This window comes from Novosphingobium capsulatum NBRC 12533, assembly GCF_001598375.1.
Taxonomy (GTDB): domain Bacteria; phylum Pseudomonadota; class Alphaproteobacteria; order Sphingomonadales; family Sphingomonadaceae; genus Novosphingobium; species Novosphingobium capsulatum.
Map to the genome: position 1 here is coordinate 117,535 of NZ_BCYV01000014.1, position 25,937 is coordinate 143,471.

A 25,937-nucleotide genomic window follows, 5' to 3' on the forward strand; every position below is an offset into this window, starting at 1 on the left:
CGGCGCCCAGCCCGCGTGGACAAATCCAGCGCTTCGGGAACGACCGAAAGTGGCGGCTGGCTGCCGCATGCGCGATGACGGCAGCCGAGGTGCAAGTTATCAAGCTGGACCCCGGATCAAGTCCGGGGTGACGAAGAATTTGAGAGAATATATGTACTTATCGTCACCCCGGACTTGATCCGGGGTCCAGCTGTTCTGCTTGTGTAAAACGCCAGCATGGCCGCAAGGGGGCGTTTCCGGGCATCGCATTCGTCCACAGACCTTAGTCGTCGTGCGACAGTCTCACGACGACCTTGCCGATGGCCGAACGGTTGGCCAGCCGCGCGATCGCGGCGCCGCCTTCGGCGAGGGGGAAGACGCGGTCGATCCTTGGCTTGATCTGTCCGTTCTGCCACCAGTGCAGCAGTTCGCGCACATGGGCGCGATGGCGTTCCGGTTCGCGGGAAACGAAGCCGCCCCAGAAAACGCCGCGCACGTCGCAGGCTTTCAACAGCGTCAGGTTGAGCGGCAGATGCGGTATCCCCGCCGGGAAGCCGGTGACGAGGTAGCGACCTTCCCAGGCAATGCTGCGGAGCGCCGGCTCGGCATAATCGCCACCCACGGGATCGTAGATCACATGCGCGCCGTGTGGGCCCACGGCCGCCTTGAACGTTTCGGCCAGCGCCTTGGACGCGGCCTTGTCCAAGGGGCCTGATGGATAGATCACCGTGCTGTCGGCACCGGCCTGGCGCGCGGCGGCGGCCTTTTCCGCGCTGGAAACGGCGGCGACGACCGTAGCCCCAAGCGCCTTGCCGATCTCGATCGCAGACAGGCCGATGCCGCCCGCCGCGCCCAGGACCAGCAGCGTTTCGCCAGCCTTGAGTTGCCCGCGATCCTTCAGCGCGTGGATCGTGGTGCCATAGGTGAACACGAGCGCGGCGCCTTCGACCGGATCGGCGCCGTCGGGCAGGCGGATGGCCGAGGCGGCGGGAACGATGACCTTTTCGGCCAGCCCGCCGCCAAGCGTGATCGCGATCAACCGATCGCCGATCGCCCAATCCTCCACGCCCTCGCCCAGCGCATCGACGATACCGCAAACCTCCGAGCCCGGTGCGAAGGGGCGGGTTGGCTTGAACTGGTACTTGTCCTCGATGATGAGCACATCGGGATAGTTGATGGCGCAGGCGATGACGCGGATCCGCAGTTCCGATCGGCCGGGCTGCGGCGTTGGCAGCTCGGCCAGTTCCAGCGTTTCAGGGCCGCCGGGCGCGCGCGAGATGAGCGCCTTCATCACAGCACCTCGAACAGGCCGGCCGCGCCCATGCCGCCGCCCACGCACATCGTCACGACAACGTGCCGCGCACCGCGCCGCTTGCCCTCGATCAACGCGTGACCGACCATGCGTGCGCCCGACATGCCATAGGGATGGCCGATCGAGATGGCGCCGCCATTGACGTTGAGCCGGTCATCGGGAATGCCCAGCGTGTCGCGGCAATACAGCACCTGCACGGCAAAGGCTTCGTTAAGCTCCCACAGCCCGATGTCGTCCATGCCAAGGCCGAACCGTTCGAGCAGCTTGGGCACTGCAAAGACCGGGCCGATGCCCATTTCATCGGGCTCGGTGCCGGCCATTGCCATGCCGACATAGCGGCCGAGCGGCGTGAGCCCGCGATCGGCAGCCAGCCTGGCTTCCATGACCACGCAGGCCGAAGCGCCATCGGACAGTTGCGATGCGTTGCCCGCGGTGATGACGCCGCCTTCGACCACCGGCTTGAGCGCGGCGAGCCCATCTGCCGTGGTCTCCGGGCGATTGCCCTCGTCCTTGGTCAGCGTGACGTCGCGGTGCGAAATTTCGCCGGTGGCCTTGTCGGCGACGGCCATCGTCGCGGTTACGGGTACGATTTCCTGGTCGAAGGCCCCGGCGGCCTGGGCTCTGGCCGTCTGTTGCTGCGAGCGCAACGCATAGGCATCCTGCGCGGCGCGCGAGATGCCATAGCGCTTGGCGACAATCTCGGCGGTCTGAAGCATCGGCATGTAGATGTCTGGTACCATCGCGAGCAGCGCGCGATCGGGCTCCACCCGCATTTGCGGCGTCTGCACCAGCGAAATGGATTCAACGCCGCCGGCAACGACCACGTCCATGCGATCGACGATGACCTGCTTGGCAGCCGTGGCGATCGCCATGAGCCCGGAGGAGCATTGCCGGTCGATGGTGAGGCCCGAGACCGTTACCGGCAGGCCAGCGCGCAAGGCGGCGGTGCGCCCGATCGTGTGCTGCACGCCCTGCGGCAAGGCAGAGCCGATGATGCAATCGTCAATTTCGGCCGGGTCCACGCCGGCCCGCTCGACGGCGCTGCGGATCGCATGCGCGGCGAGGGTGGGGGAGGGGGTGGCGTTGAACGCGCCGCGATAGGCGCGGCCGATCGGCGTACGGGCGGTGGAAACGATGACGGCTTCGCGCACGAGAATCTCCTGATTTTTCAAATCGTGAATTGGGTGAGCCACACGGCGGCAAGAGCAGGCTTGGCGTGCCCCTCGATCTCGATCGAGACATCGAGTGTCTGCTGAAAGCGGCCGGGCGCCTTCTCGGTGATGTCGACAAGTGTCGACGCCAGGCGAATCCGGCTGCCAGAGCGAACCGGCGAGATGAACCGCACGCGGTCCAGCCCATAGTTCACGCCCATCTTGACAGGCGGCATGGCGGGGCGGGTGATCGAGCCATCGAGCCAGGCGAGCAATGACAGGGTGAGGAAGCCGTGCGCGATCGTGCCGCCGAACGGCGTTTGCGCCGCGCGCGCCGGATCGACGTGGATGAACTGGTGGTCGTGCGTCGCATCGGCGAAGAGATCGATCATCTTCTGATCGACGATGACCCAGTCCGAATGGCGGGTGATGCCGATCTCTGCCTGGATGGCAGCGGTAAAATCGGTCATGCGAATGCCTCTTCCGGCAGGTTGCGCACCAGATCGCTGTGCGTGTCGACCACGCGGAGCCACGCCAGCGCCTGTGGCAGTTCGGTTTCGGCCATGAAACGGCACGCAGCGAGGATGCCTGGGCGCAGCGGACTATCGACGGCGGCCTTCCCGGCCTGGTCCAACCACAACCACATCACGACACCGTGGCCGAAGGCGCGCAGAAACAGCGTCGCATCGTCAAAGGTGTCAGCGCCGCTGCGCTTCTGCAGCCCGGCAATGGTCTGTGCCAGTCGGTCCCAGAAGGCAGTCAGGGCAGTGGCGCAACCGGCCAGGGCGCTATCCGCGCATACCGCCGTGGCGGTGATCCTGTCGCGCAGCATGGCAAGGCCGCGCCCGTCGGAAAACAGGATCTTGCGTCCCAGCAGGTCGATCGCCTGGATGCCCGTGGTGCCTTCGTGGATCGGGTTGAGGCGGTTGTCGCGGTAGAGCTGCTCGACATCGAAATCGCGCGTGTAGCCGTATCCGCCCAGAACCTGGATGGCGAGGTCGTTGGCGGCGAGACCGAACTCGGACGACCACGTCTTGGCCACCGGGGTGAGCAGCGCGAGCAGCGCCTCTGCATCCTCGCTCGCCTGATCGACAAGGTGCGCGCAATAGAGGCAGAGCGCGATCGCACCCTCGGCATAGACCTTTTGCCGCAGGATCATGCCGCGAACGTCGGGATGGTCGATAATCGGCAGCGGATCGCCGCCCTTGGTGCCGACAGCGCGGCCTTGCACCCGTTCGCGCGCATAGCGCAGCGATTGGCGATACCCGCGATAGGCCAGGGCGGCCGCGCCCATGCCAACCCCGATCCGGGCCTCGTTCATCATCATGAACATCTGGGCCAGCCCCTGGCCCGGCGCGCCGACGCGCCATCCGATCGCGCCCTCGCGCTCCCCGAAATTGAGCAGGCAGTTGGACGTGCCGCGAAAGCCCATCTTGTGGTTGAGCCCGGCCACGACGACATCGTTGGGCGATCCATCCGCAAGCCATTTGGGCACGATGAACAGCGAGATGCCCTTCGATCCGGCCGGAAGCGCGCCATTTTCGTCGGTGATCTTGGCGAGTACGAGGTGGACGATATTCTCGCTCACATCCTGGTCGCCGCCCGAAATCCACATCTTGTTGCCGGTGATCCGATACCGGACGCCGTGCTCGTCCTCGCCATCGGGGGTGGCGCGGGTGCGGATATCGCCCAGGCTCGAACCGGCTTGCGGCTCCGACAAGCACATCGTGCCAAACCAGCGCCCTGCGATCTGCGGCCGCGCGAACCGCGTGATTTGCGCGGGCGTGCCAAACGCGCTGATGAGACGGGCATTGGCCGTCGTCAGCATCGGATAGGCAGAGGTCGACACATTGGCTGCGGCAAAGACCGCATACAGCGCCAGCGACGTCGTCGTGGGAAGGCCGAGCCCGCCCAGCTCTTCGGGGAAGCTGATCCCGAACAGGCCGAGTTCGGCATAGCGGGCCAGGGCCTGCTTGATCGCGGGCAGAATATGCACGCCATCGGTATCGAGCGTTGGTTCCTGGAGGTCGGCCTGGCGATAGTGCGGCATGAATTCGTCTGCCGCGAGCTTGTGCGCCATTTCCAGCATGGCGAGGAACGTGCCATGGTCATCCCCGCCCAGTGCGTCCAGCCAGTCGCCCAGCTGGAAGGCAAGCAGTGCGGCCGAGGGCAATGCGTCGCTGCTCATCAGGCGTGCCCCAACGCGATGAAGCGGCCAAGATGATGGTCTTCGTCGCCGAGCTGGTGGCCAATCATCGTCAGCCGCTTGGCGTAGTGCGAGAGTGGCAGCTCCCACGTCATGCCGATGCCGCCGTGCATCTGGATGGCTTCCTCAGCCACCAGCGTGCCGACGCGGCCGATCGTGTACTTGGCGGCCGAGACGGCACGCTCGCGGGTGCGCCGATCCTGGCCCAGCGCATCGGCGGCGCTGATCGCGGCAGAGCGCGCCAGCTCGATCTCCAGCGCCACGGTGGCCATGCGATGTTGCAGCGCCTGGAACTTGCCGATCGGCACGCCGAACTGTTTGCGCGTGCGCAGGTAATCGAGCGTTGCGGTCTTGAGCACGTCCATCACCGCGACGGCCTCCCAGGCAAGCGCGACGATGCCGGCGGCGATCGCCTGCTCGATGAGGGGGAAGCCGTCCTCGGCCACCAGCGTGGCAGGCGTATTATCGAGGACCAGCTCGCCGCCGCGCCCACCATCGACCATGGGATAGCCGCGCACCTGGGCCGCCGCCTTGTCGAGAAGGAACAGGCCGATGCCGGCTTCATCGCCCGGTGCGCCGGCTATCCGCGCCGAGACGAGAATGCGATCGGCCGCCTCGATCTGCGGGACAACCGCCTTGCGCCCATGGAGCGCCCAGCCCTCGCTGTTGGGCAAGGCATGGGTTTCGACGTCGTGGAGATCGTACCGGCTCTGCGGCTCTTCATGCGCAAAGGCGAGCAGGGTGGTCCCGGCGACCACCTCGGCCAGCACCTCGGCCGGCAGCGCGTCCTGCCCGCCCGCGGCCTTGGCCAGTGCCTGGCCGGCGATCAGCGTGCCAAGGAACGGCTCGACCACGAGTGCCTTGCCCAATCCTTCGAACACGGCCGCAATGTCAAAGCCGGTGCCGCCAAAGCCGCCCGCTTCCTCGCCGAACAGGGCGCCCACGACACCCAGTTCCGCCAGTTCCGCCCAATGCGTGCGTGACCAGCCTTCCGGCGACGCGCTGATCTTGTTGCGGATGTCGAAGGGGTAACGCTGCTGGAGGTAGCGGCCGAGCATGTCGGCCAGCATCTGCCGATCTTCGCTGTGGTGGAAATACATGGCTCAGAGCTCCAACAGGGCTTTGGTGATGATCTCGCGCTGCACTTCGTTGGAGCCGCCGAAGATCGAGAGCTTGCGGTTGTTGAAATAGTCCACCGCTACTGGCGCGGCATAGTCCGGCCCGATCGGCGCGCCGTTGAAGCCCTCGTCCAGCGCCTCGCTGACAAAGGGCTGGGCGTATGGCCCCAGCGCGCGCCGGGTGAGGCTGGTGATCTCCTGGCGGATCTCGGTGCCGCAGATCTTGAGCATCGCGCTCATTTCCAGCGGCGCCGACCCGCCGCTTCCCGAAGCGGCCAGCACGCGCAGGTTGGTGAGCTTGAGGTTCTCGAGGTTGATTTCCAGCCGGGCGAGACGCGCGGCGAACAACGGGTCTTCCGCGAGCGGCCGGCCCCCCTTGCGCTGACTCTGCGCGATTTCCTTGAGGTGGTTGAATGCCGCCATCGAGCCGCCAACCCCGGCCAGACCCGCGCGCTCGTAAGTCAGCAGGTATTTGGCATAGGTCCAGCCCTTGTTCTCCTCGCCAACCAGGTTTTCCGCCGGCACGCGCACATCGGTGAAGAACACCTCGTTCACCTCGTGCTCGCCGTCGAGCAGGATGATCGGGCGAACTTCGACGCCAGGTGTTTTCATGTCGATCAGCAGGAACGAGATGCCCTCCTGCTTCTTGCCCTCGGTCGAGGTGCGCACCAGGCAGAAAATCATGTCGGCATACTGGCCAAGCGTGGTCCAGGTCTTCTGGCCGTTGACGACGTAGTGGTCGCCATCGCGCACCGCGCTGGTTTTCAGGCTGGCAAGGTCAGAGCCGGCACCAGGTTCGGAATAGCCCTGGCACCACCAGTCGGTACCGTCGAGGATACGCGGCAGCCAATGATCCTTTTGCGCCTGCGAACCATATTTGATCAGCACCGGACCCAGCATCGAAACGCCGAACGGGACGATGCGCGGTGCGTGGGCCAGCGCGCTTTCGATGTCGAAGATCGCCGCTTGCGCCACCGACCAGCCGGGGCCGCCATATTCCTTGGGCCAGTGGTTGGCATACCAGCCGCGTTCGTTGAGGATGGCGTGCCATTCGACCATGTCCTGCTTGGTGAGCCGCTTGCTGGTGCGCACCTTTTCGGCGATGCGGGTGGGCAGCCGATCCTTCAGGAAAGCCCTGACTTCCTCACGGAAAGCCATTTCCTCGGGCGAGAAGTGGAGATCCATCAGATCAACCTTTCAAACAGGCCGCCGTGCGGCGGGCAGGGAGCAGGGCGGAGGCTGCCGGGACAAGCGGAGCAGGGCATCAGGCCACGCCCGCCTGGGCGTTATCGGCATGGGTGGCGCGGATCAGCTTCTTGTCGATCTTGCCGACGCTGGTGCGGGGCAGGCCCTCGACCACGGCAAAGCGCTCCAGCTTGGCATAGCGGGTGATGGTGCCCTGGCTGATCGCCGCCTCGATCGGCGCGTTGAGCGTTTCGAGCGTCAGCGCGGCGCCAGGCCGCACGACCACGACCGCCAAGGGCCGCTCGCCCCATTTGGCGTCTGGCATGGCCACCACCGCCACTTCCACCACACCTTCGGCAGTGGCGACGAGTTCCTCCAGCTGGATGGAATCGATCCATTCGCCGCCGGTCTTGATCACGTCCTTCAGCCGGTCGCGGATGCGGATATAGCCATCGGGATCGATTGTCGCGATGTCCTGCGTGTGCATCCAGCCGCCGCGCCACAACGTTTCCGAGGCCTTGGCATCGCCGGTGTAGCAGGGGGTAAGCCAGGGCGCGCGCAGCACCAGTTCGCCGCGCGTCTGGCCGTCATGCGGCAGATCATTCATGTCATCATCGACGATCCGCGCAGAAATCAGCGGGGCCGGGACCGTCGCGGTCAATGCCTGGATTTCCACCGCGTCATCGCCTTCGGTGCCGGGGCGGATACGCGCGACCGAGACCAGCGGCCCGGTTTCCGACATGCCGTACCCCGCGATCAGACGCATGCCCTTGCGGCGCCCTTCGGCGCAGAGTTGCGGCGACAATGCCGATCCGCCCACGGTGATCGTCCAGCCACTGACATCGGTGCCGGTCTTTTCGGCCGCATCGAGCAGCATCCGCAGGATGGTCGGCACGCAGTGCGAATAGGTCACCTTGTGCTGCGCGTGCAGCCGGCACAGCATCTCGGGCTCGTACCGACCCGGATAGACTTGCGTCATGCCCAGCATCGTCGCGACATAGGGCACGCCCCAGGCATGGACGTGGAACATCGGCGTCAGCGGCATGTAGACGTCTTTGTAGGCAAAGCCGGTGCCGTCGGCCGCGCCGAACGGCGCGTTGCACGCCAGCGTGTGGAGGACCAACTGGCGGTGGGTAAAGCACACGCCCTTGGGATTGCCGGTGGTGCCGGTGGTGTAAAAGGTGGTGGCAACGGCGTTTTCGTCGAAGTCCTCGAACGGATAATCCGGCGAGGCTGCGGCCGACAGCGCTTCGTACTCGCCCTTGGCAAAGGCCGGCAGCGCGCCTTGCGTGCCATCCATGATGGCGACCACTGCCTTTACGCCGGGCAGCGATGGCAGCACGGCTTCAACCAGCGGAAAGAAATCATGGTGGACGAGCAGGATCTCCGCCTTGGCGTGGTTCAGCGTGTAGGCAACCTGCGGCGCGGGCAGACGCACGTTCACCGTCTGCAGCACAGCGCCCATCATCGGAACGGCGAAATAGGCCTCGAGATAGCGGTGGCTGTCCCAGTCCATCACCGCGATCGTCATCCCCTGCTCGGCACCCAGGTCCGCCAGCAGCGAGGCGAGCCGGCCGACCCGCCCGGCAAACTCGCGATAGGTCCAGCTGCCCTGGTCGCGATAGACGATCCGCCGGTCGCTCGCCGTGGTCAGGGCACTATCGAGCAGGTGGCGGATGGTCAGCGGGAAGCGATAGGCCTCGGTCGCCGGTTCAGCGAAGCGTAGCGGCATGATGCTCTCCTCTTGTCTTGTCTTTTTTGCGTCGCTTATCGGTCGAGCGGCTTGCCTTGCGCGGCGCATTCCAGCAGCAGCGGCGAGAGCGTGAATTCGGCGCCCAGCGCTTGTTGGTAGCGTGTCAGGGCCTGCGCGATCTTGTCCAATCCGACCGTGTCTGCCCAGAACATCGGCCCGCCCTTGTGACGCGGCCAACCATAGCCATAGTTCCACACGACATCGATATCCGAAGCGCGTTGGGCGATGCCTTCTTCCAGGATCTTGGCGCCTTCGTTGACCATCGAGTACAGCGTGCGCACCATGATCTCCTCGTCGGAAATATCGCGCGGGACGATGCCAGCCCTGGCGCGGAAATCATCGATGATCGTCGCAACGACCGGCGATGGCGTCGGCCGCCGCTTTTCGTCGTAATCGTAGAAGCCGGCCTGCTTCTTCTGGCCCCAGCGGCCCTCGGCGCACAGCGCGTCCTGAAGGCTTTCGATGCGGCTGGGATCGCGATGCCAGCCGATATCGACGCCGGCGAGATCGGCCATCTGGAACGGCCCCATCGGCATGCCGAAGTCGGTATGCACGCGATCGACCTGTTCCGGCGTGGCGCCTTCCAGCAGCAACGCGTTGGCGTTGGCCTGGCGCGGGATCAGCATGCGATTGCCGATGAAGCCATAGCAGACCCCCGCCACAACCGGCACCTTGCCGATTTTGCGCGCGATATCCATGCCGGTGGCCAGCGCATCGGGCGCGGTTTTGGCGCCGCGTACCACCTCGACCAGCTTCATCACGTTGGCGGGCGAGAAGAAATGGAGGCCGAGCACGTCCTGCGGGCGCGTCGTTGTCGCCGCGATTTCGTCGATCGAGAGATAGGAGGTATTTGACGCAAGCATCGCGCCCGGCTTGGCGATGCCGTGGAGCCTGGCAAAAATCTCCTTCTTCACGTCCATGTTTTCATAGACCGCCTCGATGATGAGGTCGCAGTCGGCAAGCGCTGAAAAGTCGAGCGTCGGGGTGACCAGGCCCATCGCCTTTTCCACCTGCTCGGCGGTGAGCCTGCCCTTGGCGGCAGTCGCCTCATAGTTCTTGCGCATGACGCCGATGCCACGGTCCAGCGCATCCTGCGCCATCTCGACCATGGTTACCGGGATATTCGCCGAGAGGAAATTCATCGAGATGCCGCCGCCCATCGTGCCCGCGCCGATCACGCCGACCTTGGTGATCGGGCGGAGCTGGATATCCTTGGGCAGGCCATCGATCTTGGCCGCGGCGCGCTCGGCGAAGAAGACGTGGCGCAGCGCCTTGGACTGCTCGCCGGCGACGAGTTGCTGGAACAGCGCGCGTTCCTTTTCCTGCCCTTGGTCGAGCGGCAGTTCGGTTGCCGCCTTCACCGCCGCGATGCAGGCTTGGGGCGCGTCGAGGCCCTTGATCTTGCGGGCATTTTGGGCCGCAAACTGTTCAAACACTGCCGGATCGGCCGAAACCGAACGATCGCCGGTGCGGCGGGGCGCAGTGAGCGTGCGGGCATAGGCGATCGCCTCGGCGGCAAGGCTTTCGTCACTTTCGGCCAGTTTGTCGACGAGCCCGGCCTGCGCCGCCTTGCTCGCCGCGATCGGCGTACCCGAGACAATCATGCCAAGCGCGGTTTCCACGCCGACGAGGCGCGGCAGCCGTTGCGTGCCACCGGCACCGGGCAGGATGCCAAGCGAGACTTCGGGCAGGCCCAGCCTGGCCTTGGGGCTGGCGATCCGGTAATGCGCGCCCAGCGCCACCTCCAGCCCGCCGCCCAGCGCCATGCCATGAATGGCGGCGACCACCGGCTTGGCGCTCGCCTCGATCGCATCGACCACCTGCGGCAGCCAAGGATCGACCGGCGGCTTGCCAAACTCGGTAATGTCGGCGCCACCCGAGAACATCTTGCCGGCGCCGCGAATGACGATCGCCTTGATCGCCGGATCGCCCTGCGCATCGGCCAGCGCCTTGGCCAGCCCCTGGCGGACCTGCGCCCCCAGTGCATTGACCGGCGGGTTGGCCATGACAATCTCGAGGACGTCGTCGTGAAGCTTGGTCTCGATCATGGGATATCTCTCGTCAGAAGGACGTCTCGCCCAGGCCGCGCGGCCGGGCGAAGGGATGGGAGGAGGAGAGGCCGGCATCGACGACCAGGGCATGGCCGTTGACGTAGCTGGCTTCGTCGGACGCGAGGAATGCGACCGCGGTGGCGATCTCGATGGGCTGGCCGCCGCGCTTGAGCGGGTTGAGTTGCCCCAGTTGGTCGCTTTTGCCCTTGGCGCGGGCGCGTTCGTAGAATGACTGGGTCATGCCCGTCTCGATCAGGCCAGGGCACACCGCATTGACGCGAATGCCCGATCCGCTGAGCTGCTGTGCCGCAGTCTGCACAAGATTGATCACCCCCGCCTTGGATGCGGAGTATGCCGGGCCACCCGCGCCGGCCCGCAGCCCTGCGACCGAGGCGGTACAGATGATCGCACCGGCGGTTCCGGCATCGAGCATGGCCTTGGCGCCATGCTTGATGGCAAGGAACGGACCGATCAGGTTGACCTGCAGCAGGGCCTGCCAATCCTCCGCCGACTGGTCGAAGATGCCGGCCATGCCGCCGCTGATCCCGGCGTTGGCAAAGATCACATCGATCCCGCCATGGGTCTGGATTGCGGCGGCGATCATCGCGATGACATCGCCCTCATTGCCCGCGTCCCCGCGCATCGCGGTAATCGCGGGATGTGCGGCAGCCGTCGCTTCCACGCCATCGGTGAGGTCGACCGCCAAAACCTTTGCGCCTTGTTCGGCAAACAGGATGGCCGCGGCGCGGCCAATTCCCGATGCCGCGCCGGTGACGAGGACACTCTTGCCGGCAAACCGCGCGTTCACAGGCCGCCCCGGATAGTCGTGCCACCGTCAACGACAATGCCCTGGCCGGTGACATAGGCGCCGGCTTTCGAAGCGAGGAAGACCGCCGCGCCCGCGATCTCGTCGGGCTCGCCAATGCGGCCGAGCGGGGTGACGCGCTTGAGCGCGGCCTCTGCCTCCGGGTCTTCCCACAGCGCCTTGGCAAAGTCGGTGCGGATCACCCCGGGTGCGATGGCGTTGACGCGCACGTTGTGCCTGCCAAATTCGATCGCAAGGTTGCGGACCAGCTGGAAATCGGCGGCCTTGGACACGTTGTAGGCGCCGATCACGTCGGACCCGATCAGCCCGCCGATCGAGGAGACGATCACGATCGCGCCGTTCTCGCGCTCGATCATTTCGGGCACGACCATGTTGACCAGCCAGTGATTGGCCAGCACGTTGTTGTCGAAGATCTTGCGGAACTGTTCGTCGGTGATCCCCGCCATGGGCCCGTAATAGGGGTTGGAGGCCGCGTTGCAGACGAGGATGTCGATCTTGCCGAACCGCTGGCGCGTTTCCGAGACCAGCGCCTGCAGCATCGCCTTGTCAGAGATGCTGGCCGCGATGGCGATGGCGCGTTCCTCGCCATGCGTGGCGTTGATGGCGTTGGCAACTTCCTCGCAAGCCTGCTGCTTGCGGCTGGAGATCACCACCTTGGCACCGGCATCGGCATAAGCCTCGGCGATGGCGCGGCCAATGCCGCGCGACGATCCGGTGATGATCGCGACTTTGCCGGTCAGATCGAACAAGTCCATGTTTATCGCTCTCCTTATGCGGTGGCGCCGGCCTGGCGTGCTTGTGCCCAGGCGGCCTGGGCCAGCGGCCGCAATTTGGCGACGGCTTCTGCGGCCCTGCTGCTCGAGGCATTGCCATCGATCAGACGCTTCTTGATGCCCTGGACGATGCCGACCAGGCGGAACAGGTTGTAGGCAAAATACCAATGCAGATCGGGCAAGGCGTCTCGCCCGCTTGCCGCGCAATAGCGGTCGACCATGGCGCCAAGCGGGGGCAGCCCTTCGGCAGCGAGATCGAGGCCGGCGAGCCCAGACCGCCCGTCACGCGGCATCGCCCAGTTCATCGCGAAATACGTGAAGTCGGCCAGCGGATCGCCGATCGTGGTCAACTCCCAATCGAGCACCGCTGCCACCCTGGGGGCAGTGGGGTCATAGATCAGGTTGTCGATCCGGTAGTCGCCGTGGATGATCGCGGTGCGGGTCTGCGCGGGCACTGTACGCGGCAGCCAATCGATCAGCTTGTCCACCTCGGCAATGTCGTCCGTCTGCGCGGCGCGATACTGCTTGGTCCAGCGCTGGATCTGCCGCTCGAAATAGTTGCCTGGCGGTCCGAAATCACCGAGCCCGACGGCCTGGTGATCGAGCGCGTGAAGCGCCGCCAGCGTATCGACCATCGCCTCGTAATAGGCATGGCGATCGGGCTTGGGGATATCGGGCAGCGTGCCATCCCACAGCGTGCGGCCCTCCACCAGCTCCATCAGGTAGAAGACGGCACCGATCACGCTCTCGTCCTCGCACAGCGCGATTGGACGGGGCACGGGAAATCCGGTTGGGGAAAGGGCCGAGATCAGGCGAAATTCACGATCGACCGCATGGGCCGACGGCAGCAACTGGCCAAACGGCTTGCGCCGCAGCACGAAATTTCCGGCCGAGGTTTCGATGCGGTAGGTGGGGTTGGACTGCCCGCCGGCAAACTTCTCCACCGCGCGCAGCTCGGCAGCGGTGGCCTGTTTGAGCCATCCCGCCAGCCTGTCCTGGTCGAGATCGCTCATCGCGCGGCGTCACGGTATTTGCCGAGTTCCGCGCGGGCGATGGCGCGGGCGTGCACCTCGTCAGGGCCGTCGGCAAGGCGCAGCGTGCGGATGTTGGCCCAGTCTGCCGCCAGCTGAAAATCGCCCGAGACACCAGCGCCGCCATGGGCCTGCACGGCATCGTCGATGATTTTCAGGGCCATCATCGGCGCCTGCACCTTGATCATCGCGATCTCGTTGCGGGCGGCCTTGTTGCCGGCGCGGTCCATCATGTCGGCCGCCTTGAGGCAGAGCAGCCGCGTCATCTCGATGTCGATGCGGGCACGGGCGACGCGTTCCTCCCACACACTGTGTTCGGAGAGGCGCTTGCCGAACGCGGTGCGCGATACCAGCCGCCTGGCCATGGCCTCCAGCGCCTCCTCGGCGGCGCCGATCGTGCGCATGCAGTGATGAATGCGGCCCGGCCCGAGCCTTCCCTGGGCAATCTCAAAGCCGCGGCCCTCGCCCAGCAGCAGGTTTTCCGCCGGCACGCGCACATCGGTCAGCGTGACCTCGGCATGGCCGTGGGGGGCGTGGTCATAGCCATAAACCGACAGCAGCCTCTCGACCTTCACGCCGGGCGTATCGACATCGACCAGGATCATCGCCTGCTGGCTGTGCGCGGGGGCATCGGGATCGGTCTTGCCCATCACGATCGCCAGCTTGGCGCGCGGGTCGCCCATGCCAGACGACCACCACTTGCGCCCGTTGATCACATAATGATCGCCGTCACGCCGGATCGAGGTGCGGATGTTGGTCGCGTCGGACGAGGCGACCTCGGGCTCGGTCATCAGGAACGCCGAGCGGATGGTGCCCTCCATCAGCGGCTTGAGCCAGCGATCCTTCTGCGCCCGCGTGCCATAGCGGTGCAGCACTTCCATGTTGCCGGTGTCGGGCGCCGAGCAGTTGAACACTTCCGAAGCCCAGCCGATGCGCCCCATCTCTTCGGCGCAGAGCGCATATTCAAGATTGCTGAGCTGCGTTCCCTCGAACACGAAGCTGTCGTCCACATGGCTATGGCCCGACGCCGGCGGCATGAACAGGTTCCACAGCCCGGCAGCCTTGGCCTTTGGCTTGAGCGCCTCGATCGTTTGTGATGGCGCCCAGCGATCGCCGGTGTTCACCTCTGCCCCATAGGCTTCGACCTGCGGCCTGACGTGCGCGGCGATAAAATCACGCACCGCGCCTTGGAAGTGCCGCTCACGTTCGGTGAAGGTGAAATTCATGGACCTCTCCAGAGGCTGGCCGACTCAAGGGCCATACCCTAAGTTCTAATTATGCCTGACCATGACGCATCTCTGCAGACCTGTCCAGCAGGACTCGACAAGCAAAACGAGATATATTGCGTAAAATCGGCACGGCTCGTCGCTTTGTCAAAACTGACCCGATATTCGAATAGCAGTTTGGGGTGGTTCAATCTGTGGGTCGACAGCCGCGGCGCGAGTGGCGATAAGGCATGCATGTGCGACACCATCCCCCCCATGCCTGGCGCGGAAACCGGCGCTGCCTTGGTCGATAGCGCGACCCGCTTTGACAGGCAGAAGCAGCGCATCGTCGATGCGGCGACGGCGCTGTTGAACGACAAGGGCATGCGCGGGATGACGCTGTCTGACGTGGCGACCGAGCTGGGCCTGAGCACGACCAGCGTGACCTACTACTTCCGTCGCAAGGAGCAGCTGCTGACGGCGGTGTTCGAAGACACGCTCGGCCGGCTGGCGGCGATGGTGGATGCAGCGCAGGCAGAGGCGACGCCCCGCGCGCGCGTTGCCCGCTACGTCGAACTGCATTTCGAGCACTTTGCGGGAACCCTGCGTCAGTCGGAGCGGCCGCTGGCAAACCTTTCCGAAATTCGCTCGATGGACGAGCCGGCGCGATCATCGCTGATCGAGCAATATCGCGGCACGCTGCGGGCGATCCGCAGTTTCTTTGGCCCGGCCCGCGATGCCTCGCACCGCGACGTGCTGATCGCGCGCGCGCACATCCTCAACGAGGCGCTGCTATGGCAGCGCACATGGCTCGGGCAGTTCGCGATCGGGGACATGCCCAATGTCCGGCAGCGTTTTTTCCGGATTCTCGACGGCGGTATCCTCACGCCCGGCACGGCCTGGGACGTTCGCGTGTTCACGCCGGGGGCGGTAACCGATGCGGGCGACCAGGAAAGCTTCCTGCGCGTGGCAACGCGTTTCATCAATGCCACCGGCTATCGCGGCGCGTCCGTCAAGCGGATCATGGCGGAATTCAATCGCACCAAGGGCAGCTTCTACCATCATCTCGATTCCAAGGATGATCTGGTCGTCGCGTGCTGGCGGGCCAGCCACCGTCGCCTGGCCGATTTGCAGACCAGGGCCAGGGCCGAGCAGGCATCGGCGTGGAAGCGGCTTTCCGCTACGGTGCAGTCGGCGCTGCAGTTGCAGTTTGCCGACGAGTTCCCGCTGCTGCGCGTGACGGCCTATCAGGCGATGCCGCCTGCGGTCCGCGCGCTGGCGCTGCGCTATGCCCAGCGCACGGCGCTCGGCATGATGGGCGAACTGGTGGAGGGCATGGCCGAAGGCGCCGTTCGCCTGGTCGATCCGTTCATTGCCGCACAGTTTCTGCTGGCGGCCATCAACGCGGCTTACGATCTGCAGGGGTGGCGCAAGGATCGCTCGCTGGCCGTGGTGATGGACGCCTACAAGTCGGTATTGGGCAACGGCTTGTTCGCCCCGGAGTGAGGGGAGGGCATTTTCCGCGCCGCTCGGCTGGCTTGTATAATATAGTCAGGGCTATAATACCTGCGGCCATGTCGCAATCGCTGGGCAACAATGCATGACCGAGTCCGGGCCCCTGGTGCTGGTCGTCGAGGACGAGCAGAAAATCGCTGACATCATCCGGGCCTATTTCGAGCGCGAGGGCTACCGCGTGGTCCGCGCCGCCGATGGGGAGGAAGGCGTCCAGAACCACTACCGGCTGGCCCCGGACCTCGTCATCCTCGATGTCAAGCTGCCCAAGCTCGATGGGTTTCAGGCCTTGGCGCGGATGCGCGCGCATTCCGACACGCCGATCATCATGGTAACCGCGCTGGGCGAGGATTACGAACGGCTTGCGGGGTTGCGCATCGGGGCAGACGACTATGTCGTCAAGCCTTTCAATCCGGCCGAACTGGTGGCGAGGTCTGCCGCCGTACTGCGCCGGGCAAGGTCGCAAAGCGTGCCGCAGCGGCTGCGGATCGGGGTGATCGAGATCGATTGCGATGCGCATCTCGTGTCGGTTTCCGCAGGCGAGGGACCGCGCCGCCTGATCGAGACGACCATCACGCAATTTCGCTTGCTCGAATATCTCGCCCGCGCGAGCCCGCGGGTGGTCGGTCGTGGCGCGCTGCTTGATGCCTGCCTTCCGGAAGGAGAGGCGCTCGAACGGACCGTCGACAGCCACCTGTCGAAATTGCGGCGCAAGCTGGAGATGGCCGGGGCCGGCGACGTGCTCGAAAGCGTGCGCGGCGTCGGCTATCGATTGTCGGCGCGATGATGTGGCGCACGCTGCGCCTGCGCACGCAACTGGCGGCGGCGATGATCCTGGCCATCCTGCTGGCCATTCTGTTCGGCTATGTCGGGCTCAATCTCTTCGCGCGATGGCAAGAGCAGATGATGCTCAATGCGCTCGATCCGGTTGCGCGCCAGACGCTGATGGAGGTCAACGCCGGGGGAAGGCCGCCGGCGGCAGCCGCTGTCGCGCTCTACAAGGAACGGGTGCGGATCGCGCAGACCATCGACCACGAACAGAGCGTGCTGCTGATCGGATTGGCTGCGCTGGCATCGATGTTCGGCATCGCGGTTGGCCTGGCGCTGGCCACCCGCCTGGCCCGCCCTATCGAGGCAGTGAGCCATGCGGCGCGCGCGATCACCTCGGGCGATCTGTCGGCGCGGGCGGCCGAAGGGCCGCCTGGCGCGGGCGAGCTACGGCAATTGCTGTCCGATTTCAACAGCATGGCCGAGGCGCTGGAAGCCTATGACCGTGATCTGCGCGAAGGCTCTGCGGCCATCGCGCACGAGTTGCGTACCCCGCTGACGATCTTGCGCGGGCGGCTGCAAGGCCAGTTGGATGGCGTGTTTGCCACCGATGGTCCCGCGATCGCCGCGCTGATCCAGGAAGTGGATCTGCTCGCGCGCATCGTTGAGGATTTGCAGACGCTCAGCCTGGCCAATACCGGCCGTCTCGAACTGAATGTGCGTTTGGCCGATATGGCGCTGCTCGCCGCCACGCACCTGCACGCCCTCGAGCCGATCCTGGCCACGGCCGGTATGCGCCTGGAAACGCGCCTCGCGCCGACCCTGGTCGAGATGGATGAGCAACGGCTGGGACAGGTCCTGCTCGCGCTTGTCGACAACGCCCGCCGGCATGCCGCAACAGGTAGGGTGGTCGAAGTCGAAACGAAAATCGATGGTGCCAGCGCCTTGCTGATCATTACCGATCGTGGTCCCGGTCTGCCGTCGCACGAGCCCGATCAGGTTTTTCGCCGCTTTTGGCGGGGTGAACCGTCGCGCAGCCGGGTGCACGGAGGCAGTGGCCTTGGCCTCGCCGTGGTGAAAGCGGTTGTCGAGGCGCACGGCGGGACAGTCCTGGCAGGCGACCGCCCGGATGGTGGCGCGGTGTTCCACGTACAGTTGCCCCGGCAGCAAAGGCGGGGCAAAGCCTGATACGCTGCCCCGCCGTGGCCAAACCGGCAGGACCTCAGCTGTCGTAACCGGGCAAGCGGCGATCGAGCTGGCGCAGGAAACCCGGCCAAGCCAGCATCGCCGATTTTGCGCGTCCGGTACTCACCTGCTGCCGCACTTCTTCCTGCGCAGCGGCTGGCGCAAGCATCACCTTGTCCCGCCCGATCGACAGCGCAGCCACCTGCTGGGCACATGCCTTTTCAAGGTAATACATGCCGAGCCACGCTTCTGCCGCCGTTTCTCCCACCGCAAGCGTGCCATGGTTGCGCAGGATCATGGTCTTCTTGTCCCCCAGGTCGGCGACGATCCGCTTGCGCTCCTCAAGGTTGAGCGCGATCCCTTCATACCCGTGGTAGCTGATCGAGGGCAGCGCGATGAGCGCATGCTGAGTCAGCGGCAGAAGCCCCTCGCTATGGGTGGACACGGCAACGCCGTGATCGGAGTGGAGGTGCATGACGAAACGGGCGTCTTCGCGCGCGCCGTGGATCGCCGAATGGATCGTGAAGCCGGCCGGGTTGACCTTGTATGGCGTCGGCTCGATGATCTTGCCGTCCAGATCGATCTTGACCAGCGACGAGGCCGTGATCTCTTCGAAAAACATCCCATAGGGATTGATCAGGAAGTGGTGATCATCCCCGGGCAGTCGCGCCGAAATGTGGGTATAGATCGCGTCATCCCAGCCGTGCAGGGCGACAAGCCGATAGAGCGCGGCCAGCTCTACGCGGATCTGCCATTCCTGCGATGCGGTATCGGTCTGTGCGGCTGTCCGGTCTGCCGGGGCGAGCGTGTCCATTTCAGTTCTCCTGTCCATCAATCGCTATCGTTATTGCAACCGCGGCGCTGATCTCGGCTGGGCCTCGCCGCGCCCAGTTTCCGGGCCGCTATGCGTAGTACGCATGCTACCGCACCGGCTTGACCCAATCAATAGCGATAGCTATTAATATGCGTGCCCGCCGCTTTGCCGGCCCGGAACCGCATTTCACAGGGTCAAGATGGCCGAGGCGCTGGGGCAGGGGCGGTGTTTGGCCACAGCAAAGGACAGCGATAGCATGGGGCTGGGTAACGCAGCGCGGATAATGCCGCGCGAGGACGCGATCGATCCCGATCTGCCGATCATCGATCCGCACCATCATCTTTGGCAGGATCATCCCGAAAGCCACTATGCGGCAAAGGCGGTGCATCCGTTCAACGATATCTTTGTCCAAGACCCTGTGTATCTGCGCGACGAGTTCGTGGCGGACTTGCGCACCGGCCATAACATCATCGCCACGGTCTATGTCGAATGCGGCGCATTCTACCACGAACACGGATCGGAGAACGATCGCGCGCTGGGTGAGATCGAACGGGTCGTGGAAATCGCGCAGGCAGGCGCGGGCGATCCTTCGGGAGGCCAGCCGTGCGCGGCGATCGTGGGCTATGTCGATCTGACCAGCGATGATGCCGCTGCGGCGCTGGCGCGCGCGAAAGCGGCCGGCGCGGGCAAGCTGCGCGGCATCCGCAACATCGGCCCGCATGACGACGAACGCGTGCTCGGCCCGGTCGCCCCAGCGCCCCGTGGGCTCTATGGCAGCGACGCCTTTCGGCGCGGCTTTGCCGCATTGGCCGAGGCAGATCTCTCGTTCGATGCCTGGGTATTCGCGCCGCAGATCGGGGAAGTGACGGACCTCGCCCGTGCGTTTCCGCACGTGCCGATCATGCTGGATCACGTTGGCACGCCGCTGGGGATCGCGCGGCATCGCGGCACGCTGGCAGCGACCTTTCCCGATTGGCAACGCGCCATCCGGGAACTGGCGACCTGCCCCAACGTCCACGTCAAGTTGGGCGGGCTGGGCATGCCCTTCACGATGCTCGACGGCCTCGGACCCACGCAACGCGTTGGCTCCGAGACTCTCGCACGCCTGTGGCAGCCCTATATCGAAAGCTGCATCGAAGCCTTTGGGCCGGACCGTGCGCTGTTCGAAAGCAACTTCCCGGTCGACCGCTGGGGCGCAGACTATGTCGAAACCTGGAACGCGTTCAAACGTCTGACGCGGTCCGCCTCGGCAGACGAGAAATCGTGGCTGTTCGCGCGCTCTGCTGCCAAATTCTATCGTCTCGACGTTCCCATCGCCTAACATACCCTCGACCGCCAGAAACGGTCCTGTTGCGCGCCCTAATAAGAAGGCCTGCCCCGGCATGCGGTCGGAGCAGGCCTTCTCGCGACGGCGGTCTGCGCGCCTGCCTCTCAGGCGGGGATTACGCCAGCCGCAGGCAGAACCGCTTCTCCACCGGTTCGGTCACTTTCCAGGTCCCGGTGAACCCTGCCTCGACCATGAAGGCATCCCCGGCCTTGACGCTGACCGTCTCGCCGCCATCCGCCGTCAGTTCGATCGCGCCTGCGATCAGATAGATATATTCGTGATAGGGCGTGTTTTCGGAATGCCAGGTGCCGGTGGTGGAATGCCAGGTGCCGGTCACCATGGTCTTGTCTGCCGTCTGGAATTCGAGCCACGTCTTCATCGTGGGAGACCCTTCCACAGGTTTCCAGTTGTCAGACGGGTTAGGATTGAAGAGCCCGGTTTCCGGGGCCGAAATTGCAACGCTCATATCGCATCCTTTTCATGCGTGCTGGGTCAGGTCGATTTGGAATTGTGGGAGAAATTATTCAGCGCTGCGCGGCGCAGGTTTAACCCTGGCCGGCATAACCCAGCACGGCCTTGACCTCGACGAACTCGTGGAAGCCGAAATCGCCCCATTCGCGGCCATTGCCGCTGCGCTTGTAGCCGCCGAATGGCGCCATCAGATCGCGCGCGCCATTGATCGATACCTGGCCCGCGCGCATCCTGGCTGCCACCTTGCGCGCCGTTTCGATATCTGCCCCGCTGACATAGGCGGCGAGCCCGTATTCGGTGTCGTTGCCGATTTCGATTGCCTCGTCGAGCGTCTGGTAGGCCATGATCGACAGGACGGGACCGAAGATTTCCTCCCGCGCGATGGTCATGTCAGGCGTCACGTTGGCGAACACCGTGGGCTGGACATAATAGCCCTTGTCCAGGCCTTCGGGGCGCGCGACCCCGCCGGCGACCAGCGTGGCGCCTTCATCGATGCCTGACTGGATAAGCCCGCGAATCTTGTCGAACTGGGCCTGCGAGGCAACGGGGCCGATCTGGGCGTTGCCATCAGGCGGCCCGACCGTGATGCTGCTTGCGGCAGCCCGCGCACTCTCGATCGCTTCGGCCATGCGCGCGGCCGGCACGAGCATGCGCGACGGCGCATTGCAGGACTGGCCGGAGTTGATCATCATGCCCTGCACGCCGCCGGCAACGCTTTGCGGCAGATAGGCATCGTCGAGCACGATGTGCGGGCTCTTGCCGCCCAGTTCCTGCGCCACCCGCTTGACGGTTGCGGCGGCGTTGCGCGCCACTTCGATGCCTGCCCGCGTCGATCCGGTGAACGACACCATGTCGACTTCGGGATGCGAGGAAAGCGGCACGCCCACACCAATGCCGTCGCCATGAACCAGGTTGAACACGCCAGCGGGAAGCCCGGCGGCCTCCAGAATCTCGGTAAAGATCTGCGCGGAAAAGGGTGCGATCTCCGATGGCTTGAGCACCATGGTGCAGCCTGTGGCAATGGCCGGCGCCACTTTGCAGGTGATCTGGTTGAGCGGCCAGTTCCACGGCGTGATCAGGCCGCAGACCCCGATCGGCTCGCGCGCGATCAGCGTCTGTCCGCGCTCCTGGGTGAATGGAAACGTCTTGAGAATTTCCAGTGCGGTGGCGAGGTGCGCCAGCCCGATCTGCACCTGGGCATTGCGCGCCAGCGAGACCGGCGCCCCCATTTCCTCGGTCACGGCGGCGGCAAGATCGTCGGCGCGCTTCTGGTATTCCGCCAGAATGCTGCCCAGGATGGCGAGCCGGTCTTCCCGGCTGGTGGCAGACCAGCCAGGAAAAGCGCGCCGCGCCGCGTGAACGGCCTTGTCGACGTCGGCAGCGGTGCCCAGCGCAATACGGCCGGCGACCGCCTCGGTCGCGGGATTGAGGACATCGAGGGTCTCTTGGCCTGCCGGTTCAACCCATTGGCCGTCGATGTAAAATCGTGTGTACTCGCGCATGTCGGCTCCTCTCAAATCGGCGTGCCCGCGGTTCATCCGAACCAGGCGGGGTGGTTGTATATAGGGTAGCTATCAATATCGTTGTTGGTCGTGCTGGCGCTGCGTCGGCAAGGCGTTGTGCAGTCAGGTTGCTGGCACGAGGCGAAGCGGAAAGCGCTCCATCTGGCCCATGGCGTGCGCCGGAATCCATTCCGGCGCTGCCGTTCCGGGGGTGAGCGTCAGGCCGCGGGCCATTACCGCGTCGAGCAGCACTTCGATCAGCATCACGGCCACATACCGGCCGGGGCAAATGTGCTGGCCACCGCCGAACGTCGTGCTGCCCTTGCGCGAGCGATCGAGGTCGAAGCGCAGCGGGTCGGTCACAGCCGCTGGGTCGAAGCCGCCGATGCCCCACATCAGCGAGACGATCGCGCCGCGCGGTATGCGCACGCCCGCGAAGATGACCTCCTCCATCGCCCAGCGGGGCAGGTGGATCACGGGCGGCTCGATGCGCAATGCTTCGAAGATGGCACTGGTCACAAGTTGCCGGTCAGCAACCACCCGCGCCAGGGCGTGTGGATTTTTCAGCAGCGCGAACAGCGTGTTGGCGGCGCCAAGGGCCGCGGTATGAAAACCGTCGATCAGGTTGCCGGCCAGCATGGCGCCAACGTCGCGCGGAACGATTCCCGCCTCGTCGGGATCGTCCGGCAGATCGATCCGCCGGAGGTCGTCGGCCAAGGCAACGACGAAGAGATTCTCGCCCCGACGAAGGCTGCGCTCGGCCGCTGCCCTGATCACGCGCCAATATCCGCGCATGGCGTTGTCGAGCACGATGTAGTCTTCGGCGTTTCGGTCGAAGTGAAAAAGCCGGGTCAGGTCCTGCGTATAGGCCTGCATCGCCACGATTTCGTCGGCGTCCATCTCCAGCATGCGGCCCCAGAACCCGCAGGTGAGCCGTTCGGCGACGTCGCTCACGACGTCTATCTCGCCAAAAGGCGCAAGATCATCGAGGATTTGCTGTACGGTTTCCTCCGCCACCGGCCGCATCGCGCTCACCTCTTTGGGGCCGAGGCGGGAAACCAGCGCCTTGCGCACCGGCCGATGGATCGGCGGATTGGCGGTGAAGACCTGGTTTGCCACCACGCGCGCGACTTCGGCACCCAATGGCGGCGTGGGATCGTCCATCCGCGTGAGCGATTCGCCAAACAGCACCCCGGCGGGAACGTTGCCGATCTGGGGCAGGGCGCCCAGTTTCTGCAAATCAGCATTGCGGAAAACCGCCAGGTTCCCGTCCTGGTCCTGAAGGAAACGAGGCTCCGGGCCGGCAAAAACGCGCTCTGCAAAGGGGCGGATGCTATCGCGGCCGCCGGTGAAACCGAACTCGGCAAGCGTTCCCAGGCTTCCGATCTCGACACTGTCCATTCGTCGCATCCCTTCTCGTCAAGCGCAGCGGCAGAGTAGCGCATGCAGTCGACATAAACAATAGTCTGGACTATTCTATTGGCTGCGGTATCTGTGCATCTGGATGGAGCGAATCGTGCCTTTGAGAGGCGCTTTCGGCGGCGCGTTTCGCGCAAGGAGGGCTCATGAGCGATCAAACCGAAAAGCAGGCAAGAAACCAGCTGGCAGAGGCTTACCGACGGGTTGTGGACCTCGGCCTGACCGAGCTGTCCTCGGGAAACCTGAGTGTCCGTTTCGGTAATGGCATGCTTATTTCACCGGCGGGCGCTGATGGCGACAATATTTGCGAGGAGAGCATTGTCTACGTCAACGCATCGGGGGACTGGGACAAAAGTCTCGATCCGTCGAGCGAGTGGCAGTTGCATGCCGGCATATATCGCAACGATGTCAATACCACAGCAATCGTGCACACGCACTCCGACAATTGTGTTGCGGTGTCGTGCCATTGCCATTCGTTGCCGCCGTTTCACTACCTTGTCGGCCTGTTCGGTGGGGACGACGTTCCGTGCGTGCCGTATTCGACCTTTGGCAGCGAAACGCTGGCGCAAGATGTCTCGCACGCGCTGATCGACCGCTACGCCTGCCTCATGGCCAACCACGGCATGACCGCGCGCGGGCCTTCGATGCCCATTGCGATGATGTTCGCCCATCGGCTCGAGATCCTTTGCCGGCAATATCTCCTGGCGCAACAGTTGGGTGAGCCAAACCACCTGACGGCCGAAGATATGGATGCGTTTCGAGAAAAGATCTCGAAGATTTCCTATGGACGATAGGGTATATCTTCTTCTGGCGGAATTTTCCGTAACCGACTGAAAATTATATGCACTGCTGTATTTTGCTGAAAGCTGATGAGTGCGTGATTTTATTATGTCGACCGTAGCGGATGATTTCCGTCGTTTCGTTGCAGATGGGGTTGGCCTGGTTCGATATTTCCGATCTTTGCGGAAAGCGAATTGACAATCTCACAAGCTCAAAATTACATAGTCAACACTATCATTGTCGAGGTTTCTATGGATCGTACTGCCGATCGCGATCTCAAGGCTCGCGCACTCAAGGTCATTCCCAACGGCATGTATGGCCACGAGGCGGTGCATGCGCTGCCTGCCACGTTCCCGCAGTTTTTCGAGCGAGCGGAAGGCGCATACATCTGGGATGCCGATGGCAACCGCTATCTTGATTTCATGTGCGCCTATGGGCCGAGCTTGCTGGGGTATCGGGATCAGCGGGTGGACGCGGCGGCCGCTGCGCAGGCGGCAAAAGGCGACACCATGACCGGACCATCGCCGGTGATGGTCGATCTTGCCGAAGCACTGGTTTCGATGGTGACCCATGCCGACTGGGCGATGTTCTGCAAGAACGGCACGGATGCCACCAGCATGGCGATGGTCGCCGCCCGCGCGCAAACCGGCAAACGGATCGTGCTTCTGGCCAAAGGCGCCTATCATGGCGCGGCGCCCTGGTGCACGCCCAATCCCGTTGGCGTCGTGGCCGAAGATCGCGCCATGCTGCGCTATTACGAATACAACAATGCCGAGAGCCTCGAGGCCGCGGTTCGTGATGCCGGCGAAGACCTGGCCGCTATTTTCGCCACGCCGTTCAAGCACGATGCCTTTTTCGACCAGGCGCTGCCCGATCCGGTCTATGCGCGCCGTGCACGGGAGCTGTGCGACGAAACCGGGGCGATGCTGGTTGTCGATGATGTGCGCGCCGGTTTCCGGCTGGCGCGGGATTGCAGTTGGTCGCTTGTCGGCGTGCAGCCCGATCTGAGCTGCTGGGGCAAGGCCGTGGCGAACGGACAGCCCTTGTCCATCCTGCTGGGATCGGATCGCTGCCGCAAGGGCGCTGGCTCGATCTACGTTACCGGCTCCTATTGGTTCGCGGCCGTGCCGATGGCAGCCTCGCTCGAGACGCTGCGCATCATCCGCGAGAGCGATTACCTTGAACAGATAATCCGCATGGGTGACCGGCTGCGGGCCGGGTTGGCCAGCGCTGCCGAGCGGCACGGGTTCGGCCTGCGCCAGACGGGGCCGTCGCAAATGCCGATCATGCTGTTCGACGACGATCCCGATCTGCGCGTCGGCTTTGCCTGGGCAGAAGAGATGCTGCAGCGCGGCGTCTATATTCATCCCTGGCATAACATGTTCATCGCCGCCTGCATGACGGAAGCTGACATCGATATGGCGGTTGCTGCGGCGGATGGGGCGTTTGCCGCGACCCGGGCGCGCATGGCCGAACTGCAACCTTCGCCGGTGATCCTGGCAATGGCAGCAGCGAAAGCTGCGGAAGAACTCCAGGCCCTGGCCTGAACGCAAGCTGCGAGGAACAACC

Annotated in this window: 22 protein-coding genes; 6 read left to right on the plus strand and 16 right to left on the minus strand. The window is 64.6% G+C overall.

All coding sequences use genetic code 11. The features are described from left to right. Positions 1–262: 262 nt before the first annotated feature. The 12 genes from SCA01S_RS14135 to SCA01S_RS14190 form a co-directional block, all read right to left on the minus strand. Positions 263–1,270, minus strand: coding sequence for an NADPH:quinone oxidoreductase family protein (locus SCA01S_RS14135; RefSeq protein ID WP_062786628.1), 1,008 nt, complete (start codon positions 1,268–1,270; stop codon positions 263–265). Further along, positions 1,270–2,442 (minus strand): acetyl-CoA C-acyltransferase, encoded by a 1,173-nt coding sequence (locus tag SCA01S_RS14140; RefSeq protein WP_062786832.1) that lies wholly within the window; start codon positions 2,440–2,442, stop codon positions 1,270–1,272. Before SCA01S_RS14140 ends, SCA01S_RS14135 begins: the two co-directional genes overlap by 1 nt. Positions 2,443–2,459: 17 nt before the next feature. Further along, on the minus strand, positions 2,460–2,912 hold the full coding sequence (locus SCA01S_RS14145) for a MaoC family dehydratase (RefSeq protein ID WP_062786630.1): 453 nt from the start codon (positions 2,910–2,912) through the stop codon (positions 2,460–2,462). Then, on the minus strand, positions 2,909–4,630 hold the full coding sequence (locus SCA01S_RS14150) for an acyl-CoA dehydrogenase family protein (RefSeq protein ID WP_062786633.1): 1,722 nt from the start codon (positions 4,628–4,630) through the stop codon (positions 2,909–2,911). The genes SCA01S_RS14145 and SCA01S_RS14150 overlap by 4 nt, the downstream gene beginning before the upstream one ends. Next, positions 4,630–5,748, minus strand: a complete 1,119-nt coding sequence (locus tag SCA01S_RS14155; RefSeq protein WP_062786636.1) for an acyl-CoA dehydrogenase family protein — start codon at positions 5,746–5,748, stop codon at positions 4,630–4,632. Before SCA01S_RS14155 ends, SCA01S_RS14150 begins: the two co-directional genes overlap by 1 nt. A gap of 3 nt (positions 5,749–5,751) precedes the next feature. Then, the gene (locus tag SCA01S_RS14160) at positions 5,752–6,951 is read right to left on the minus strand and encodes an acyl-CoA dehydrogenase family protein (protein WP_022677731.1); all 1,200 of its coding nucleotides are present in this window, start codon (positions 6,949–6,951) and stop codon (positions 5,752–5,754) included. 79 nt (positions 6,952–7,030) lie between these two features. Then, positions 7,031–8,683, minus strand: a complete 1,653-nt coding sequence (locus SCA01S_RS14165; protein ID WP_062786638.1) for a long-chain-fatty-acid--CoA ligase — start codon at positions 8,681–8,683, stop codon at positions 7,031–7,033. Between the two features lie 35 nt (positions 8,684–8,718). Then, positions 8,719–10,752 (minus strand): 3-hydroxyacyl-CoA dehydrogenase NAD-binding domain-containing protein, encoded by a 2,034-nt coding sequence (locus SCA01S_RS14170; RefSeq protein ID WP_062786641.1) that lies wholly within the window; start codon positions 10,750–10,752, stop codon positions 8,719–8,721. Positions 10,753–10,765: 13 nt separating this feature from the next. After that, a complete protein-coding gene (locus SCA01S_RS14175) occupies positions 10,766–11,563 on the minus strand; it encodes an SDR family NAD(P)-dependent oxidoreductase (RefSeq protein WP_062786644.1) in 798 nt (265 codons plus the stop codon). Next, entirely contained in the window at positions 11,560–12,336 is a 777-nt protein-coding gene (locus SCA01S_RS14180; RefSeq protein WP_022677727.1) for an SDR family NAD(P)-dependent oxidoreductase, read from the minus strand. Before SCA01S_RS14180 ends, SCA01S_RS14175 begins: the two co-directional genes overlap by 4 nt. 14 nt (positions 12,337–12,350) lie before the next feature. Beyond that, positions 12,351–13,367: a phosphotransferase family protein gene (locus tag SCA01S_RS14185; protein ID WP_062786647.1), complete on the minus strand. Its 1,017-nt coding sequence runs from the start codon at positions 13,365–13,367 to the stop codon at positions 12,351–12,353. Then, positions 13,364–14,611, minus strand: coding sequence for an acyl-CoA dehydrogenase family protein (locus SCA01S_RS14190; protein WP_062786650.1), 1,248 nt, complete (start codon positions 14,609–14,611; stop codon positions 13,364–13,366). Before SCA01S_RS14190 ends, SCA01S_RS14185 begins: the two co-directional genes overlap by 4 nt. Before the next feature lie 255 nt (positions 14,612–14,866). On the opposite strand from SCA01S_RS14190, the gene SCA01S_RS14195 reads away from it, so the two are divergent. The 3 genes from SCA01S_RS14195 to SCA01S_RS14205 all read left to right on the plus strand — a co-directional run bounded on the left by SCA01S_RS14195 (position 14,867) and on the right by SCA01S_RS14205 (position 18,058). Continuing rightward, positions 14,867–16,096, plus strand: coding sequence for a TetR/AcrR family transcriptional regulator (locus SCA01S_RS14195; protein WP_062786653.1), 1,230 nt, complete (start codon positions 14,867–14,869; stop codon positions 16,094–16,096). 94 nt (positions 16,097–16,190) lie between these two features. Then, positions 16,191–16,889 (plus strand): response regulator, encoded by a 699-nt coding sequence (locus SCA01S_RS14200; protein ID WP_082350005.1) that lies wholly within the window; start codon positions 16,191–16,193, stop codon positions 16,887–16,889. Beyond that, the gene (locus SCA01S_RS14205; RefSeq protein WP_062786656.1) at positions 16,886–18,058 is read left to right on the plus strand and encodes an ATP-binding protein; all 1,173 of its coding nucleotides are present in this window, start codon (positions 16,886–16,888) and stop codon (positions 18,056–18,058) included. Before SCA01S_RS14200 ends, SCA01S_RS14205 begins: the two co-directional genes overlap by 4 nt. A gap of 34 nt (positions 18,059–18,092) precedes the next feature. Here SCA01S_RS14205 and SCA01S_RS14210 read toward each other — a convergent pair whose 3' ends face one another. Beyond that, complete coding sequence (locus SCA01S_RS14210) at positions 18,093–18,869, minus strand: class II aldolase/adducin family protein (RefSeq protein WP_062786659.1); 777 nt, start codon at positions 18,867–18,869, stop codon at positions 18,093–18,095. A gap of 256 nt (positions 18,870–19,125) precedes the next feature. Here SCA01S_RS14210 and SCA01S_RS14215 point away from each other — a divergent pair, with 256 nt between their 5' ends. Then, positions 19,126–20,190: an amidohydrolase family protein gene (locus tag SCA01S_RS14215; RefSeq protein WP_231627623.1), complete on the plus strand. Its 1,065-nt coding sequence runs from the start codon at positions 19,126–19,128 to the stop codon at positions 20,188–20,190. Between the two features lie 121 nt (positions 20,191–20,311). On the opposite strand, the gene SCA01S_RS14220 is transcribed toward SCA01S_RS14215, so the two are convergent. The 3 genes from SCA01S_RS14220 to SCA01S_RS14230 all read right to left on the minus strand — a co-directional run bounded on the left by SCA01S_RS14220 (position 20,312) and on the right by SCA01S_RS14230 (position 23,570). After that, on the minus strand, positions 20,312–20,662 hold the full coding sequence (locus SCA01S_RS14220) for a cupin domain-containing protein (RefSeq protein WP_062786662.1): 351 nt from the start codon (positions 20,660–20,662) through the stop codon (positions 20,312–20,314). Positions 20,663–20,741: 79 nt separating this feature from the next. After that, the gene (locus SCA01S_RS14225; protein WP_062786664.1) at positions 20,742–22,169 is read right to left on the minus strand and encodes an aldehyde dehydrogenase family protein; all 1,428 of its coding nucleotides are present in this window, start codon (positions 22,167–22,169) and stop codon (positions 20,742–20,744) included. Positions 22,170–22,292: 123 nt separating this feature from the next. After that, positions 22,293–23,570, minus strand: coding sequence for a cytochrome P450 (locus tag SCA01S_RS14230; RefSeq protein ID WP_062786667.1), 1,278 nt, complete (start codon positions 23,568–23,570; stop codon positions 22,293–22,295). 164 nt (positions 23,571–23,734) lie between these two features. Between SCA01S_RS14230 and SCA01S_RS14235 the strand changes: the two genes are divergently transcribed. Next, entirely contained in the window at positions 23,735–24,382 is a 648-nt protein-coding gene (locus SCA01S_RS14235) for a class II aldolase/adducin family protein (RefSeq protein WP_084391009.1), read from the plus strand. A gap of 237 nt (positions 24,383–24,619) precedes the next feature. Further along, complete coding sequence (locus SCA01S_RS14240) at positions 24,620–25,915, plus strand: aminotransferase class III-fold pyridoxal phosphate-dependent enzyme (RefSeq protein WP_062786673.1); 1,296 nt, start codon at positions 24,620–24,622, stop codon at positions 25,913–25,915. Positions 25,916–25,937 lie beyond the last annotated feature (22 nt).